This window comes from Lysinibacillus sp. FSL W8-0992 (genome assembly GCF_038008685.1).
Taxonomy (GTDB): domain Bacteria; phylum Bacillota; class Bacilli; order Bacillales_A; family Planococcaceae; genus Lysinibacillus.
In genome coordinates, this window is record NZ_JBBOZQ010000001.1 from 4013114 (window position 1) to 4029298 (window position 16185).

Annotated in this window: 15 protein-coding genes and 1 other annotated feature; of the genes, 5 read left to right on the forward strand and 10 right to left on the reverse strand. The window is 34.3% G+C overall.

The window, feature by feature from the left end; genetic code table 11:
• Positions 1-129 precede the first annotated feature (129 nt).
• Positions 130-468: a hypothetical protein gene (locus NSQ74_RS20145; RefSeq protein ID WP_340825673.1), complete on the reverse strand. Its 339-nt coding sequence runs from the start codon at positions 466-468 to the stop codon at positions 130-132.
• Between the two features lie 385 nt (positions 469-853).
• Here NSQ74_RS20145 and NSQ74_RS20150 point away from each other — a divergent pair, with 385 nt between their 5' ends.
• Positions 854-1174: a general stress protein gene (locus NSQ74_RS20150; RefSeq protein WP_340825674.1), complete on the forward strand. Its 321-nt coding sequence runs from the start codon at positions 854-856 to the stop codon at positions 1172-1174.
• 461 nt (positions 1175-1635) lie between these two features.
• Here the strand turns inward: NSQ74_RS20150 and NSQ74_RS20155 are convergent, their stop codons facing one another.
• From NSQ74_RS20155 to NSQ74_RS20180, 6 genes are all read right to left on the reverse strand, one after another.
• Positions 1636-2211, reverse strand: a complete 576-nt coding sequence (locus NSQ74_RS20155; RefSeq protein ID WP_340825675.1) for a dihydrofolate reductase family protein — start codon at positions 2209-2211, stop codon at positions 1636-1638.
• 523 nt (positions 2212-2734) lie between these two features.
• Positions 2735-4249, reverse strand: a complete 1515-nt coding sequence (locus NSQ74_RS20160) for an SH3 domain-containing protein (RefSeq protein WP_340825676.1) — start codon at positions 4247-4249, stop codon at positions 2735-2737.
• Positions 4250-4669: 420 nt separating this feature from the next.
• Positions 4670-5302, reverse strand: a complete 633-nt coding sequence (locus NSQ74_RS20165) for a type 1 glutamine amidotransferase family protein (protein WP_340825678.1) — start codon at positions 5300-5302, stop codon at positions 4670-4672.
• A 72-nt stretch (positions 5303-5374) separates the two neighbouring features.
• Entirely contained in the window at positions 5375-6337 is a 963-nt protein-coding gene (locus NSQ74_RS20170) for a helix-turn-helix transcriptional regulator (protein WP_340825679.1), read from the reverse strand.
• Between the two features lie 362 nt (positions 6338-6699).
• Positions 6700-7161, reverse strand: coding sequence for a DUF2691 family protein (locus NSQ74_RS20175; RefSeq protein WP_340825680.1), 462 nt, complete (start codon positions 7159-7161; stop codon positions 6700-6702).
• 303 nt (positions 7162-7464) lie between these two features.
• The gene (locus NSQ74_RS20180) at positions 7465-8241 is read right to left on the reverse strand and encodes a class I SAM-dependent methyltransferase (protein WP_340825681.1); all 777 of its coding nucleotides are present in this window, start codon (positions 8239-8241) and stop codon (positions 7465-7467) included.
• 645 nt (positions 8242-8886) lie between these two features.
• Between NSQ74_RS20180 and NSQ74_RS20185 the strand changes: the two genes are divergently transcribed.
• The gene (locus tag NSQ74_RS20185) at positions 8887-9315 is read left to right on the forward strand and encodes a HEAT repeat domain-containing protein (RefSeq protein WP_340825682.1); all 429 of its coding nucleotides are present in this window, start codon (positions 8887-8889) and stop codon (positions 9313-9315) included.
• Between the two features lie 284 nt (positions 9316-9599).
• Here NSQ74_RS20185 and NSQ74_RS20190 read toward each other — a convergent pair whose 3' ends face one another.
• The 3 genes from NSQ74_RS20190 to NSQ74_RS20200 all read right to left on the reverse strand — a co-directional run bounded on the left by NSQ74_RS20190 (position 9600) and on the right by NSQ74_RS20200 (position 13929).
• Positions 9600-11006, reverse strand: coding sequence for a YfcC family protein (locus tag NSQ74_RS20190; protein ID WP_340825684.1), 1407 nt, complete (start codon positions 11004-11006; stop codon positions 9600-9602).
• A gap of 558 nt (positions 11007-11564) precedes the next feature.
• On the reverse strand, positions 11565-12926 hold the full coding sequence (locus NSQ74_RS20195) for an amino acid permease (protein WP_340825685.1): 1362 nt from the start codon (positions 12924-12926) through the stop codon (positions 11565-11567).
• 81 nt (positions 12927-13007) lie between these two features.
• Positions 13008-13259: a binding site (T-box leader), on the reverse strand.
• Positions 13260-13530: 271 nt separating this feature from the next.
• Entirely contained in the window at positions 13531-13929 is a 399-nt protein-coding gene (locus tag NSQ74_RS20200; protein WP_340825686.1) for a hypothetical protein, read from the reverse strand.
• 312 nt (positions 13930-14241) lie between these two features.
• Here NSQ74_RS20200 and NSQ74_RS20205 point away from each other — a divergent pair, with 312 nt between their 5' ends.
• The 3 genes from NSQ74_RS20205 to NSQ74_RS20215 are packed head-to-tail and all read left to right on the forward strand — an operon-like array spanning position 14242 to position 16163.
• The gene (locus NSQ74_RS20205; RefSeq protein ID WP_340825688.1) at positions 14242-14601 is read left to right on the forward strand and encodes a GntR family transcriptional regulator; all 360 of its coding nucleotides are present in this window, start codon (positions 14242-14244) and stop codon (positions 14599-14601) included.
• A 3-nt stretch (positions 14602-14604) separates the two neighbouring features.
• Positions 14605-15471 (forward strand): ABC transporter ATP-binding protein, encoded by an 867-nt coding sequence (locus NSQ74_RS20210; protein ID WP_340825690.1) that lies wholly within the window; start codon positions 14605-14607, stop codon positions 15469-15471.
• Positions 15468-16163 carry a hypothetical protein gene (locus tag NSQ74_RS20215; RefSeq protein ID WP_340825691.1) on the forward strand — a complete coding sequence of 232 codons (696 nt, stop codon included), beginning with the start codon at positions 15468-15470 and terminating at the stop codon, positions 16161-16163. The genes NSQ74_RS20210 and NSQ74_RS20215 overlap by 4 nt, the downstream gene beginning before the upstream one ends.
• The last annotated feature ends 22 nt before the right edge of the window (positions 16164-16185 follow it).

Sequence of the window (16185 nt, forward strand, 5' to 3'; positions counted from 1 at the left end):
TCCTTTAAATACAACTAATCGGCAGTTAAGTGAATAAAAAGAGACACCTATGCAACAATCGCGCCCGATTGTTGAAGATCGTTATTGAACTAAAGACCCGTTAGTTGCACAATTAAAAATGTAAAAACTTTAGTTTAAGGGTCCGTATATATCAATAAAACTCCCAGTATAGGCATCCATCACAATCGTTGGCTCAATGCCATTATATTTTATTGTTACTTCCCACTGCATTCTATTTGTTAATTGATTCCAAAACCCACTCTTTTGATTGAGCGTTGCACTAATATTTTCTATTATCGGGATTTCATTTAAATCAACATAAGAAATTGACTTACTCCACTCCTCTGGTGGTTTTTGCAAGTATCGTTCTGCACTAGATATCGCTTCTACTGTACTCATAATATGCGACTGATATATGTATAAAAAAATCATTGCCATAACAACAAAGCCTAACAATATCTTTTTCAAGTGAACACCTCCATCTATAAATATATACCTGCTAAGAGTTAATCAACTCCTTATTGAACAAAACTGCTTCGTTAGTTGAGGAAAAAACAACCAAATCGTCGTTTGGTACCATTGCTTAAAAGCTTGTTACTCAATAAATTAGCCCTTTAGTGAAAACGAGCGCTGATCCTTGTTACAGAAACGCGCCCTATTCTTGAATAAAGTACAATCCCTAAATAGAATAGTGCCCAATTATAGAAGAACAACTTACAATGTTTTCGAGTTATTCATTAGTATTCCATTAGTTGTTAATGCCACTTTAGCATAATTAAAAACTAAAAAGATGTTTTATTTATTCAATTTAGTGGAATAGATTGAATGTAAACATATATTGGAGGGATAAATAATGACAGTCAAATTGACAGTAGAAAACGTAGTACAAGCGAAACAAGAAGTGGAAAAATTAGAAGCGCAAGGATATCTTCGAGATAACATTTACATCTTTGCGCACTATGAAGAACGTGAAGATGATATTAACGAAGCACTGGGGACAGAAGAAGCTGGTATTAGTGAGCAAGGGTTCCTGACTTCTATGAAGAACCTGGTGAATTCCCGTGGAGATGAACTCCGCAATAAGTTAGCTTCTGTCGGATTAAGTAAATCGGAAGCTGCTCAATTCGAAGAGGTACTTGATACAGGTAAATTGGTCTTAGTTGCCAATAAGTAAAAACAAACCCGGGAATCCAATCCCGGGTTTGTTTTTCATTTTACAAGTCTCCTCGTATTGCTTGGACTCTGTATTCCAGATGGCCTTTCAACCAAGTCAGTATAAAAACCCATCCTTCTTTATTGTCAATGATCTGCTCGAGGAAATCTTCATCTTTTTCAACATTATAGCCCTTTAATGAAAACGAGCGTTGATCCTTGTTACAGTATCGAGCCCTTATATGAAAGACTTGATTTCAAAATAATACAATTTCAATTTCCATTTTTCCCCTGTTACTTAAAAATAAGAAAAAGGGGTCGGTGTTGGTTTAAAAAATAAGGTTTGTCGATCACCCGACAAACTGAATTAAACTGACTCGTAAAAAAAGCAGTGACGGACTAGGAACTCGAAAGACCTAGACTGCCGCTGCTTTTATTGTGCTAACGTATTCCGGTTAGCGTAATCTATTTTAGGTGACAAGGTTATCTACCCGTCTGGTAAACGAGACCTATGGCTCCAGAATCAAATGTCTTGTTTTCGATAAGTTTAAGATTGATTTTCTCCTTGAGACCTTGGAATAATGGCAACCCGCTGCCGACCAGGACGGGAGAAACCGTAATCTTATACTCATCAATTAAATCAAGCTGCATAAGGTAGTGTGCTAATCTAGGACTTCCTAAGATGACCATATCCTTGCCTGGCTGCTGTTTGAGGTTCTTGATCTCTTCCTCGACATCTTCTTTCACCAGTCTGGAATTGTTCCATTCGACCTTCTCCAGCGTCGTGGAAAAAACGATTTTGGCTGTCTTTTCGATCCACTCGGCATGATTCCGTTCGTACTGCGAAGCTGATGGGTTCGAAGGCACAGATGGCCAGTAACTATGCATCATTTGATAAGTCCCACGTCCCCAAATGACAGTGTCGGCAGTACTCAGAATTTCTTTCGCGTGTTTCTCCAAATCAGAATCGTAGGAAACCCAGCCAATGTCCATTTCACCGTTTGGCCCTTCTACAAAACCGTCAAGCGATGCGTGCAGAAATAGAACAAGTTTTCTCATTTCCAGTTCTCCTTTGTTCATGAAGGATGTCACATTATACTTTGCAGTTTTCATTAATGTTATGTGCAGAATCAAGTATAGCACACATAACAAGCAATAATTTCTTCTATATTGCAAAATTTCTTTATTTAACAATTTGACCCATAATAAAAAAACACTCGGCTAATTGTATGCAAGTAGTTACACTTAACCTTTTTGCAGTTTAGTTCAATAACAGTCACGAAACGATTAATTAATACCTTTTTTGTGTAGAAAATGTGTAGAAACTTTTCATTTTCTATACTTTTCTAACGGTTTCTTAAAAAAGAAAAGCGCCTCAAACCCTTGTTGTAAAAGTACTTTAAAGCACTTTTCAGTTAGTTCAAACTTGTTCTATCTGAACCTTTAGACGTCCCAGGATATCAAGCAATCTGTGTCAATGAATTTAGTTATGAAAGGTTCGAGGAGTGTCAAGAAAGGATTTTTTAAACATAAAAAAAGAAAAGATGACTTTTATAGTCACCTTTTCACTTATATTAGCAATTTAGTTATTGAATGTTTGTTCGTAACGGTGGAAGAATGCCACTGTGTGCGCTCTTGCTAGAGAATCATTTGGTTTAAACTCTTCATTTGTTTTAGTGGTTGTTAAACCATTATCACGAAGAAATTGAATAGCTTCTGACTGAGATACAGTCTTACCATAATGCATTGAAGCTAAGATACGAGCGAAGTTACCACGTGTGATATCCTTACCTGCAATAGCTTGTTTGGATGCTGTGTTTGCACCTAAAACTGGTAGAGCGTATTTTGTAGCCAGTTGGTAGTTTACGTCTCCATACCATGAAGTAATTGCTATCGTTGAAGCTAGTTCTGATGGTTTGAAGTAACGTAATAGGATAGATAACATTTGATTTTCCGTTAAGTTAGTGTACGGTTTAAGTAAGTTTTCGTACTTACCTGTTGATGGGTTTTTCACGTTTGGGTATCCACTGATGATACCGATGTTGACTGCCCACTTAAAATCCTCAGCCCAGTATTGGTTTGCATTGTAATCAGCAAACTTTGATACATCAACATTTCCCGTTGTTGGCGGTGTTACTGGAGGTGTTGGCGTTGGTGTTGAAGCTGAGTAGTTTAAATAACTTGATGCTACATACCCCTTTGTCCCGTCACTTCTTTTCACAGGATACCAAACAAAATGGTTTTTCTTCGTTGATACTTTTTCATATTCAAAAGGACCCGTAATGGTAACAATTTCACCTTCACGTAAAGTACCCAAAGAAGGACTATCCGTAGTAGGTCTTGTCCTAAATGTTACATTCGTTATTGCACTAACTTTTTGATTTGTTTCAAAAAGATACTTAGATTTTGTTAATGGTAAATCAAAATCATAGTTCATTGTTGAAAATTTAATATTTTCCCTACTGTTAGAGTCATATTGAAATTGTTCACGTGAAAAAGGTAGCTCTGTTAAGTCTATTAATTCCAATTTATTTATGATTCGGAGAATTCTTTCTTGATAGGCATTGGTATTTCTTTCACCAGTTGCTTGAACAATTGGACTATTTACTGGCTTAGTACCGTTATAAGCCATGATAGCGAAGTACCAATGTTCCAGTACATCTCTTTCCCCACCATTGATGCTAGGTAAATCCTTTCGCTTAAACATATCATCTAGAGTCTCTACACCAGCTTGTATATTATAGACAATATCGCTTTTTAGTCTGTCTTGATTGTAGCCGACTTGATTTGTAATTTGCATAATGCCAATTCCATTATCAGCTGTCACAATCGCTTCACCATTCATATCAAAATGACGCCAATTTCCACTTTCACCTTCCGCTATTGCCTTCACAATTTCAGGAGGAACATCATAAATCAATGCTGTTTCGGTTAACAAACAGTTCATTGTGGAATAATCAGGGTTTACTTTCGATGCCGAATCATACTTACATGTATTTGCAATATTATTAGCTAATACATTATTATCTATGTTTATAGATAGCGAGATGGCACCAATAGCAATAACACTAATCAATGGTTTCAATATCTTTTTCATATGTGATTATTACACTTCCTTTCATATTTTTATAGTTAAAAGAATCAGATATATGTTATCATAAACCCAATATTTAGGATATGGGTATTAATCAATGTTTCTTTCATTTAACAGGATTGAGTGATAAATGATAGCTCTAACATATATTGTTTAATTTTAATTCGGTGAAAAGGTGATAAATAGTGATTGTTGGATTTTTACTTTTTTGTAAAATAGGTAAGCTTCCTAAAATATTGACCAAAACGCCAAGCGATTTTGTTCTGCAACGTGTTCCTTAAAATAGTCAACAAGAGGGAGTGCTTTATAAGTTTTTTACTTCCATAAGTATATTTAAATTATATACAAAAACCATACTTTGACATTGTCTAAAGCATGATTTTTATTTGAACTAATATGAAACTGCTTAGGTAATTTTTTAGCTCAGCTATTTATTGAATTCATTAACTGGAAGAAGTACTCCGGTTTATGAGTCTTATTTAGGTTATACCATGAATGTAATGTGTCGGGTGCAAAGACGTCTAATTTTTTTAGTACTTCCATCGTAAATTCTAGAGGTGCTACTCCTGATGCAGTAATCAAATTCTCACCAGATACCGCAGGTCTCATCTCATAATATTTTTCTCCTTTATAATTAGGACAGACCATTTTAATATACTCTAAGTCACTGCTTGTGTGTTTTCTAGAATCTAAGTATCCCATATTTGCAAGGGCCTCAGTTGCACCACAAATTGCAGCAACAATAGTGCCAAACTTTAAAGCTTGGCCAACTCTCTCCAAAATAGGTTGATGAATTTCTTCACTCCAAGTAAACCCTCCTGGTAAAATTAAAAGATCTTTACTCTCAAGAATACATTCATCAAGTGAAATATCTGGTTTTATGCTCAGTCCTCCCATAGTAGTAATCATTTCTTTATTAGCTCCTACTGTAATTACTTTTAAAGGTGGTAAATCTTTTTTGAAATATCTTCCTGAGTTTAGTTCAGCAATTAAATATCCATATTCCCAGTCCGACATTGTATTAAAGACATATAGAAAAACTTTGTTTGTTTGCATCCAAACACTCCAATCACATTTGATATAGCTATTATAAAATAACTTCCCTGACAGTTACCGTCAGGGAAGTTATCATACTTGATGAAAATTTATTAATTCCGTCAGAACTTCAATAATTCTTTTCTTAAGACTTATTGGCTCGATAACTTTAATAGATTTATTGTACGGTAAAAGTAAATAAGGTACATATGTATGTATTATATCTTTTTCAAGAAGAAAAACTGCTTGATTTGAAGTCCGTGTTTGTAAATAATGTCCTAAAAACCAATGTTGGCAAATATCATCCAACGTTAGTGAATTCCCATTAATAACCAAAGGTATAATTACTTCCGTATCTTCTATAGTTGGAAGGAGGTTTTTCATAAAAAAGTCACGTGCTGAAAAATTTTCTGGCCGGTTAAACTTATTTTCGGTTAGCGTTAGACTTTCAATTCGATCTACTCTAAAACTACGGATTTCATTCCTAAGATGACAAAACCCAATCACATACCACTTATTATTCCAATAAATAATTCTGTAAGGATCAATAAATCTATAGTTTGATTGATTCTCGCCACTTTTATGGTAAAGAATTTTTAAAGAGTTTCCGTCAGCTACGGCCTGCTCCAACTCCTTCAAGAAAGGATCCATAGGCTGAGAACTTAATCGACTTATTACTTCAAGACTGGTCAAATGTTGGTTTATCTTTATTTTCTGCTCTTGATTTGAATATTTGCTTAGCTTTGAAATAGCACTATTTAGTGCTTCGCCACCATAATATCCAGCTTCTTCTGCAAAAACAGCAGCATGATAAAGTGAAGTTTGCTCCTCAAAATCAAAAAATAGAGGAGCCTCAATAAAATTGTTCAATAGAGTGTATCCACCGTTATGTCCTGGTTCTGAAATTATAGGTACGCCACTTGTTGAAAGTGTATCAATATAACGATACACAGTCCTTATATTCATCTCTAACTTTTCTGAAATTTGTTGTGCAGTAATTTTTTCACCTGAACGAAGCATCCATAGAATTGCTAACATATTGTCAATTTTAGGCATTAAATTCCACCTCTATATAGAATTTATTATCTATCATATAGTAATAAGTAAACTTTAGTTTATCATTTAAATTTAACTTATTTCCTTGAATTAGATTATTCTGTCCTTTTCGTTTAAGTATAATTTTTAACAATCTATTTCTGATTTTTAGTATAACCCATCAACTGCGTTATTCCACAATCTGGCCTTTTAATGAAATCGAGCGCTGATCCCTGTTACAGAATCGCGCCCTTTAATGGAATAACTGAAATATGATCTTAGCCATAAAAATACGTAATACTTCTTGAACTAATGTAATGTACCCAGTTAGTTTAAGTACATAACTTCACAATTTGCTGGTCAAACGATGCCTAAATTATGTATTAAAAAGCAATCAACGTTGTTCGTGTATCATTTTCATCTGTAATATACTCAATATTTTCGTAACCAGCAGTTATTGCCTTAGAGAATAAATGCTTAACGGTTACTTGGTCCTTGGAATAGATTGTTACATAGGAGGAATCGACCAATAGGAGTACAAATGTACATTCACTTTCAACAAATTCTTGATAGGTTTCAATTTCTCTCACATCTGACTTTTTCGGAAATCCTTTTAAATCAACAAATATAAGATAATAATCTTCTCTTGAAATTTGCTTATATAGTTCTTCCTCATTTAACACGCTGATATTTGGAAATAGTGGGTCCCCTAATGTATTATTTTCAATAAAATATGATTCTCCACCACCAATTTTCAAAGTTAATCCTTTTAAATTGATGCCATCTAATATCTCTAACAAATATTTCCCGTAAGCGTTGGGAATTTCAAAAGATATACCTCTCACTCGTAACCCCCATTTCTCTTTTTTTAATTAACCTGCCCCTATAGTTTAAGTATAATCTTTCACAAAAACCAATCTAGCATTACCATATGTAATCAATTTTTCTTAGGATTCTTCCTCCACTAAATGGCCCTTTAATGAAAACGAGCAATTATCCATGTTACAGAATCGCGCCTGATTGTTGAAGATAGATTAAGTTTTATGAGCTGATTTACATTATTAAAAACAATAAAAGCGTTAATCCATACTAGATTAACGCCATGTTCGTTTAAGTACTTTTTCCACTGATTTAATCACCCCACCAAATTATTTTACGGCTTTCCAAATGGTCCATCTATCTCTTTCTACAATATTATTTTCAGTCGAAATTGCTTTATCTATATAATTAATTAATAAGTTTAATTCTTTATCGTCCAATTCGTGTAAAATACTTCTTCCTGTTCTCTCACTCAGGTCTTTTAGTAATTGCTCTTTATTTTTATACACTTTTCTTGTTTCCCACAACTGTACTTCTTGAATTTCTCTAAACCCAACCTCTGAAAGTGTTTTTATTACAAATTGGCTATTGTATCTGCGTTTAGTCTCTTTCTCAATTAATTGTGGAAATAGTTCAAAGAAATATCCCCTAATGTGACTATCATTACCTTTTAATAAGCAATCTTCAGGTGTACGGTCTTGAACAATATAAATTCCTTTGTCCTTTAATAGTCGATATGCCTCTTCAAAACATTTTTGCAAATCATTTATATGATGTATCAATGCTCTTTCAAGAAGTAAATTGTAATCGTTGCCTTCTAAGCTTGTATGAAGAGCATCACCTTGCTTAAATGATATGTTTTGAAATTCTCTACAGTTATCTCTTGCACCTTTTAGTATTTCTTCGGAAAAATCGACACCGGTAACAGAGGCTACTCCCATTTCAGATATCGCCTTTGAATAAATACCTCCACCACACCCTATATCCAACGCCTTAGAGATATTGTCGAACTGTACCAGATCCTTTATAACCTTAACCCACGAATCATCTGCTTTTCGAGTTGAATAAGTATTACGGTTTTTCTCATTATGAAAATCAATACCCATTTAAAATCCCCCATGTCAACTTTAGATTATTTCAACAGGAATGTTTAGTTACATTCGGCTTTAACGCATGTTTTTACCTTCTATTCCCAATAGTATATCAATAAATTCATAAGTAAATTTTTAAATAATTATTAATATACATAAGTTTATCTAATAGAACTATTTTTTAATAAAATAAATCTGCGCTTCCAATATAATCCTTCAATCTCAATTAAGAGTGTAAGACCATTTCTTAACAATATGGCCCTTTAATGAAAACTAGCGCTAATCCTTGTTACAGAATCGCGCCCGATTGTTGAAAATCGTTATTCAACCAAAGCTCCTGTTAGTTGAATAGTATACAAGAAAGGTAATTACTTTATTAATTGTTCTCCTGTTAAAATCTCATATAGATTCGCTGAATCTTGCTCTGTTAATTTCACATATCTACCGCTGTCCGTAACAATTTCTAAATTTTCACCGCTTATACTACTAAAGAATAGTACATACTTATGATACGGTTCACCTTAATGTAGTTAGTTTCCATTTTATATATTTATTTATCCTTACCAGCGATTCATCGCTATTTTCACCAAGACAACGTATAATAAGAGAAGCAGAAGAAGAATTTATTTTTCCTCTAGTGAAAAAAAGAGGTGCTATTACTTGAAACAGTTTGAAACAGCATTACCTGAGCAGTATGAAGCATTAAAAAAACAAGCCAATTATACGTCTAGCTGGCGAGAGCGTTTAGACGCAGTCGAAATGTTATCGGCTTATCAACATGACAAAATCATAGATTTATTAAAAAATCGTATGGAGCATGATACTGTCAACAAGGTGCAATTAGCAGCCTATGAAGCACTCGTGGCGTTTGGTGAGGACGTAGAGAAGCCATCACCTGCACGTTTTGATATTATTAAAGGAACAGATAAAATTTTCCTACGGGTGAAAAAGAGCTTGCCGAAGGACCATACAGTGGCAGAATTTGCGGATAAACTAAAACGTATGCGTTTAGATGTCTTTGATGCGTATGAAGGCGACAAAGGTGTAGAATTTATGAACTGGTTAGAGGAACGTTGGGCAAAGCTATAATCAGTAGTTTTGCGATTTATGAAGGAAAGTCATTCTCTCCGCTTGTGGAGTGAATGGCTTTTTCTTATTTTATGCTGCGGTTCATCGAAACTAATTAAATTGTATTACTTCATTTCTTTGATCATCTATTTTATTGTTTAATGATAAATGCTTATATTCATTCCTATCATCACAAACGTATGTAAGCTAAATTAAAAAATCTGAGTCCAATACAATACCGGACTCAGATCTTAGCAGTTGCTTAAATTATTTGTCTAACTTTTTTGGTCAGATTACATCATGTTTTAAGTGATTCCTATGGCAACCGCAACAATTAACGCCAGACAAGCAATAACTACCCAACCAAGTATCATCTTCCAAATAAATTTAATCCACTTTTCATATGGGATACCTGCTACAGCTAAATATGCCATTAATGCAGATGAAGTTGGGATAATAGAGTTTGTTAGAGAATCGCCATATTGAAAGGCTAAAACAGCTACTTGTCGTTCTAATCCTAATAAATCAGTAATTGGAATCATAATTGGCATTGTTGCTGCTGCCTGTCCACTGCCTGATGAAATAAATAAATTTAAAATTGCTTGGATTATTAACATGCCGATTGCGCTTATAGCATGTGGTAAATGTCCAATTGTTTCAGATGCTGCATACACAATCGTATCAATAATTTTCCCTTGCTCTAATACAACCGTAATGGCACGGGCAAAGCCTACAATTAAAGCACCAAACGTTACAGCCTTAGCTCCCTCAATAAAGGAATCAAAGATAGTGGCAGGTTTTAAACCACCAATTAATCCTGCAACTAACCCCATAATTAAAAAGGATGCAGTTAGCTGTGTTAAAAACCAACCCCAATTAAAGACACCATAAATATTAAAGCCAATTCCACAAGCCATGACAATAAATACAAATTTATGCTTTCCAGTTAATGTAGGAATGTCAATCACTGATACATTGGATTTAGCTTTTTGCTCAATATCATAAATAACGCTTGCCTGAGGGTTCTTTTTCACCTTAAAAGCATAGCGAGATACATAGAAAATAGCAAAGCCTAATACAAAAACATAGACTACTGCACGGAAGCCAATCCCTGAGAATAATGGTACATCTGCTAATGATTGCGCAACACCTACTGTAAAGGGATTTAGCATTCCTCCAAAAAATCCACTGGCAGCACCAAGTGTGATCATGGCAGTTCCTGTTATAGCATCAAAGCCCATCGCGCGTGCAATGGCCACACCAATTGGTACGAAAATAATTGTTTCTTCCGCCATTCCCATTGTAAAACCACCAACAGAGAATAAAATCATCGATAAAGGAATAAGCAATTTTTCTCTGCCTTCTAAAGCTTTTACCCCTTTATAGACACCAGCTTCAATGGCACCTGTTTTATGAATAATTCCAAATACACCACTAACTAAGAAAATGTAGAAAATAATTTGAGCTCCTTTTTCAAGCCCCATTGGAATCGCTGTAAACATTTCAAAAAATGAAACTGGATCACTCTCAATATGATGATAGCTTCCATCTACAACGAGCATTCGCCCTTCCTCATCTTCTACACGATCAAACTCACCTGCTGGAACAATATAGCTTAAAATACCCGCTAAAAAAATAATAGCAAAAATAATGGTATATGTATGAGGGACTTTGAGCCAACTCCTCTTCTTTACGCTCTGTTCATTTTCCATTACATCATGCTCCTTTTATAGATTTAGACATATAACAACTTTGTCGTTAATATGTCGTTAATAAAAAATAAATATACAGGAGTTAAAATTCTTTGTAAAGTCTTAATTTTCCCTCATTTCAAAAATAAATTAGTAGTTGCCTTGTAAAGCTTTCTTCAACGACCTTGATGAGTGATAGGATACTTCTACCTGCTAACTAAAAAAATCATGCTCGTTTAACAAATTAATAATGCGTTCATTAGATACTCACAAAGAGCTAATTCCTCTGCAGAAAACCTTTCAATATTAGAATGGTTAATGTGTCCATGTCATCTCCATGTTTCTATATTTACATAAAAGATGTGTAGACAATATTCAAATAAAAATCCAAGAAATGATGATTTAACAGCATTTCTTGGATTTCGGTTTCATTCCAATCTTTCATTTGGGAATGTTATTAATGTTTATTATTATATAAAAATAATTTTCTTGAGATATGTGTAACCATTTGAGTTAACCATAGGGACTTTTTAACATATGTCTTCGTTGAAGAAGTATCAGTTAAATGAAATGATTTAACTACTTTTTAACATGTATTACTTTGTATCCAACGAATAAGATTAAAAACCAAACTGGCGCGACATATAGGGCAACACGCATATCTGGAATAAATGCCATTAACACAATAACCATTAGTAAGAATGCAATGGCAATATACGTAGAAAGTGGATACAGCGGAATTTTAAATTTCAGTTCGGCTACTTCCTCTTTCGTTTTTGACTTTCTAAATTTCAATTGTGCTAATAAAATAATCATCCAACTTGTAATGACTGCAACAGTCGCCACGGCAGAAATATAGATGAACACTTTTTCAGGTACTACGTAATTTAAAACAACCGCAATTAATAACATCGCTGAAGAAAATAAAATCCCTCTACGTGGACTACCGTTTTTACTTACTGTTTTAAAATATTTTGGAGCATTTTTTTGTACCGATAAGTTGTGTAGCATACGTCCTGAACCGTATAAACCACTATTAAATGCAGACATTGCTGCTGTAATTACAACAAAGTTAATAATGTGAGCCGCAGCAGGGATACCGACATAATCGAAAATTTGAACGAACGGGCTTCCTTCTGAACCAACTTCGTTCCAAGGATAAATAACCATCATAATGCCTAATGCACCAATGTAAAAAATTAAAATACGCCAAACGATGTTGTTAATAGCTGAAGGAATTGACTTGCTAGGATTTTTTGCTTCTCCTGCAGAAATACCAACTAATTCAACCCCACCGAATGAGAACATAACTAATACTAGTGACATTAAAATACCATGGAAACCGTTTGGCATGAAGCCACCGTGTGCCCATAAATTATCGAAGCCAATTGCTTCACCTTGGTTGCCGACACCGAAGAAAATAATGGCCAATCCTAGAACAATCATACCGATAATCGCAACAACTTTAATCATCGCAAACCAGAATTCGAATTCTCCGTAAGCTTTTACATTTGCTAAGTTTACAAGCATCATAATAAAAAGTACTACAAGGGCAGTTACCCATTGTGGAATATCAGGGAACCAGTAGTTAATGTATACACCGACTACTGTTAATTCAGCCATGCCAACGACAATCCACATGAACCAATACGTCCAACCAGATAAAAACCCAGCAAAGCGTCCTAAATATTTATCCGCGTACGTACTGAAAGAGCCTGATACAGGTTCCTCTACTGCCATTTCGCCTAATGCACGCATAATTGTGAAAATTACTAATCCGCCAATTAAATAAGCTAGTAAAATAGATGGCCCAGCCATTTGAATTGTTGAACTAGAGCCATAAAATAAACCGACCCCAATGGATCCGCCCAATGCAATTAGTTGCATGTGACGAGTACTTAATCCGCGCTTTAGCTGTGAATCTTGATGATTGTCTTTCATAATGTCATACTCCTAATACGTTTAGATTTTCAAATACTTTGCTCAAAAAAGGAATAAAAAAAAACGCCCTTTTGGATTAACCAAAAGGACGATTCAACTCGTGTTACCACCTTTAATTTATAAGCAATTCACATTACTTACCTTAAGAAGTACGGTCATTTGACGATACTCTCGCACATGATTACGGGTGCTTACCGGCGTAGCCTACTTAGAATAATCTGTTCGGTACACGGCTCCAAGATGAATTCTCAATCGTTTTACATGCACCTCTCATCAACCGGTAACTTTCTGTTCGTAAAAATAATTGATACTATTTCTTTTCATAGCCTTTGTTCTATACAAATATTTTTGAATTGTTTTTCATTTTACAGAAAAAAAATATTTTGTCAATATAATTTTCAAAATTTCTTCATAACCCACTTAAATTATATATGACAAATTGCTATGTAAATATAAAATCTAAAGGAAATATTACAACAAATGTTAGTAAAGTTCTTTTAAGAATGTTATTTAACAATCTGGTCTTTTAATGAAAACGAGCGCTGACCTTTTTACAGAATCGCGCTCGATTGTGGAAGATCACACAACTCAATGATTATTTTGTTTACCCTTCAACAATTGCAAGATATTTTTTGATTTCTCCTTTTGATTCAACGATTAAAATATCTCCTCGTTCTTTGGTGGAAAAAATCTTTGTACCAACAGGAAGTTTATTCGACATCTCATCTTTAAAATCTGTATTAGCATCATTTTTTGTTTTTATTTCACCGATTTGAACATCTTTTGTTAAAGACAATTCTTCAACCCAATCAATATTAGTTTTGTAGATAACGCCATCATACTGAAAAATATCGGCATCAGAATCTAATGTTAAAACTTCTTCAGCATCTATACTGTCTATTGATACTGTTGTAGTTCCCCCTTGAATATTGCATCCTGTAATCATGAATAAAGCTAATGCAATCAAACCATAGAATAACTTTTTTATATTCAATCCACCCACCTCTTTTATATAGACATAAATTGACTACCAAAAGTTACATATAACTAAACCGCGTCGTTAGTTGAAGAAAAAAAGCTGCCTATGCAAGTCAATATTCTTCAAGTAATGCCCCCCATTAATTTCACCCTGGGATTACTTATTTTTCTCTCAAATATGGAGTGAAGCAAATTTATTTGAGATTCGGACATATCGCCATTTTTTCTGAACCAATACACAAATTATAAAAATTTACCAACAATAATTTGACAATTTAACTACTGCGTTGTATGGTTAGTTACACAAGTAATGAACCAATTAACTAGGAGGTGGATTGTGATTTATTCTTTAAGCAATGAAAAACCAATCTTCCAACAAATTCGGGAACGGATTGAAGATGCAATTCTTGATGGGCAACTTCAATCTGAAGATCGCATTCCATCGACAAATGAATTTGCCAAGGAGTATCAAATAAATCCTGCAACAGCAGGAAAGGGCGTGAACGAATTAGTGGAAAAAGGTGTCATCTATAAAAAACGAGGCGTGGGCATGTTTGTTAGTATTGACGCACGAAAGATTTTAATCGCAGAACGTAAGGAAATCTTCTTTGCACAACATATTGAACCGTTGAAAAAAGAGGCAATTCGTTTAGGTATCTCAGATGAAGAATTACAAAATATGTTACAGAGGGGATAACTTATGAAAATCGATGTGAGAAATGTAAGCAAATTATATAAGCAGAAGCATGCTTTAAAAAATATATCGTTTACTATTGAAGGGCCAAAAATCATAGGTTTTTTAGGCCATAATGGCGCTGGTAAAACAACATTTTTAAACCTTTTAGCAGGACTTATTTCTACAAATAAAGGGCAAATTTGTGTCAATGGCGAGAATGTATTTAATGCCCCTGTTATATTACGAGACATTTGTTTTGTTGGAGAGAGTGGGAATTTTCAAGAAGATATGACAGTTGCACAAAGTTTAAAGACTAATAGTTTTTTCTATCCAAAGTGGGATGGACAGCTTGCAAATGAACTACTTCAAGTGTTTGCTCTTAATCCAAAAGATAAGGTGCGCAATCTCTCCAAAGGGATGGTATCTGCACTCGGTATCATTACAGGGTTTGCCAGTAATGCTTCAATCACGATTTTCGATGAGCCTTACATTGGATTAGACGCAGCTGCAAGAAATACTTTTTATGATTTATTAATCGAACAACAAATAGAAAATCCAAGGCTATTTCTTTTATCAACGCATTTAATAGATGAAGCTAGTAAATTGTTCGAAGAAATTCTTATCCTCCATGAAGGTGAATTATTACTTCAAAAAACAGCGGAGGAATGGGAAAAGTATATTGTTGCAGTAAAAGGAAGTCCACAGGATGTCGAGCTCGCAATCAAAAACTTTGAAGTAATTTATAAGCATACTTTTATGCAGGAGATGACAGCCGTTGTGTTTGCTAGTGGTCAGGCTATTGAAGATGATAACATCACACTAGAAAATGTATCTTTACAAGATCTATTGGTGTATTTAAGTAAACAACAAAAAGCGAGGTTAGTGAAATGAAGACAGTACAGGGTAGCTTATACGTCCTTTTTCAAAGCTATAAAAAAAGTAATATTATTTTTTGGTGCATTCTGTTTTCAATCGTCATACTGTCATTTTTTATTGATACTTTTTTTGGGCAGTATGTATCCTTTGCCATGACTATTTCAATACCTGTCTATGTTTTTTATAGTGTAAAGGGAGCGAAAATTTTAAATAAAACATTGCCCTATTTTTTAAAGCTTGGCTTAAGTCGTATGCAATATGTGTGTAACGTTGGCTTATTTTTCATCGTTTGGAGCCTTGCTGGTGCATTCGTAATCGCTTGTACGCATAAAATTATTACCCTCGTTTCTAACCTATTTGATTATGAAAATATGGTTATTATCCACCCTATTTTATTTTTCAGCAATTCTGATTCCTTTTTATTAACAATGTCTATGGATACTGTGTTACTTCTACTCTGTCTAATTTCAAGCTTACTTTTAAATGTCGTCTTTTACCGCTTCGGAACATTAGGTGGCTACAGCTTTATTGGTGTACTTGCGTTGATTCCGATTACAATGGTGATTTTCGAATGGTATACACCGCTGTTTGAATTAGTATCTAAGGTTTCTGCTTTTACTATTATCGCTAGCTTACTAGTTATTAGTATTTTCATCTATATCGTAATATCAGGTGCATTACGAAAAGCTTCTGCAATTCCATCATAAAATGGTGCATGAAAACATTAAA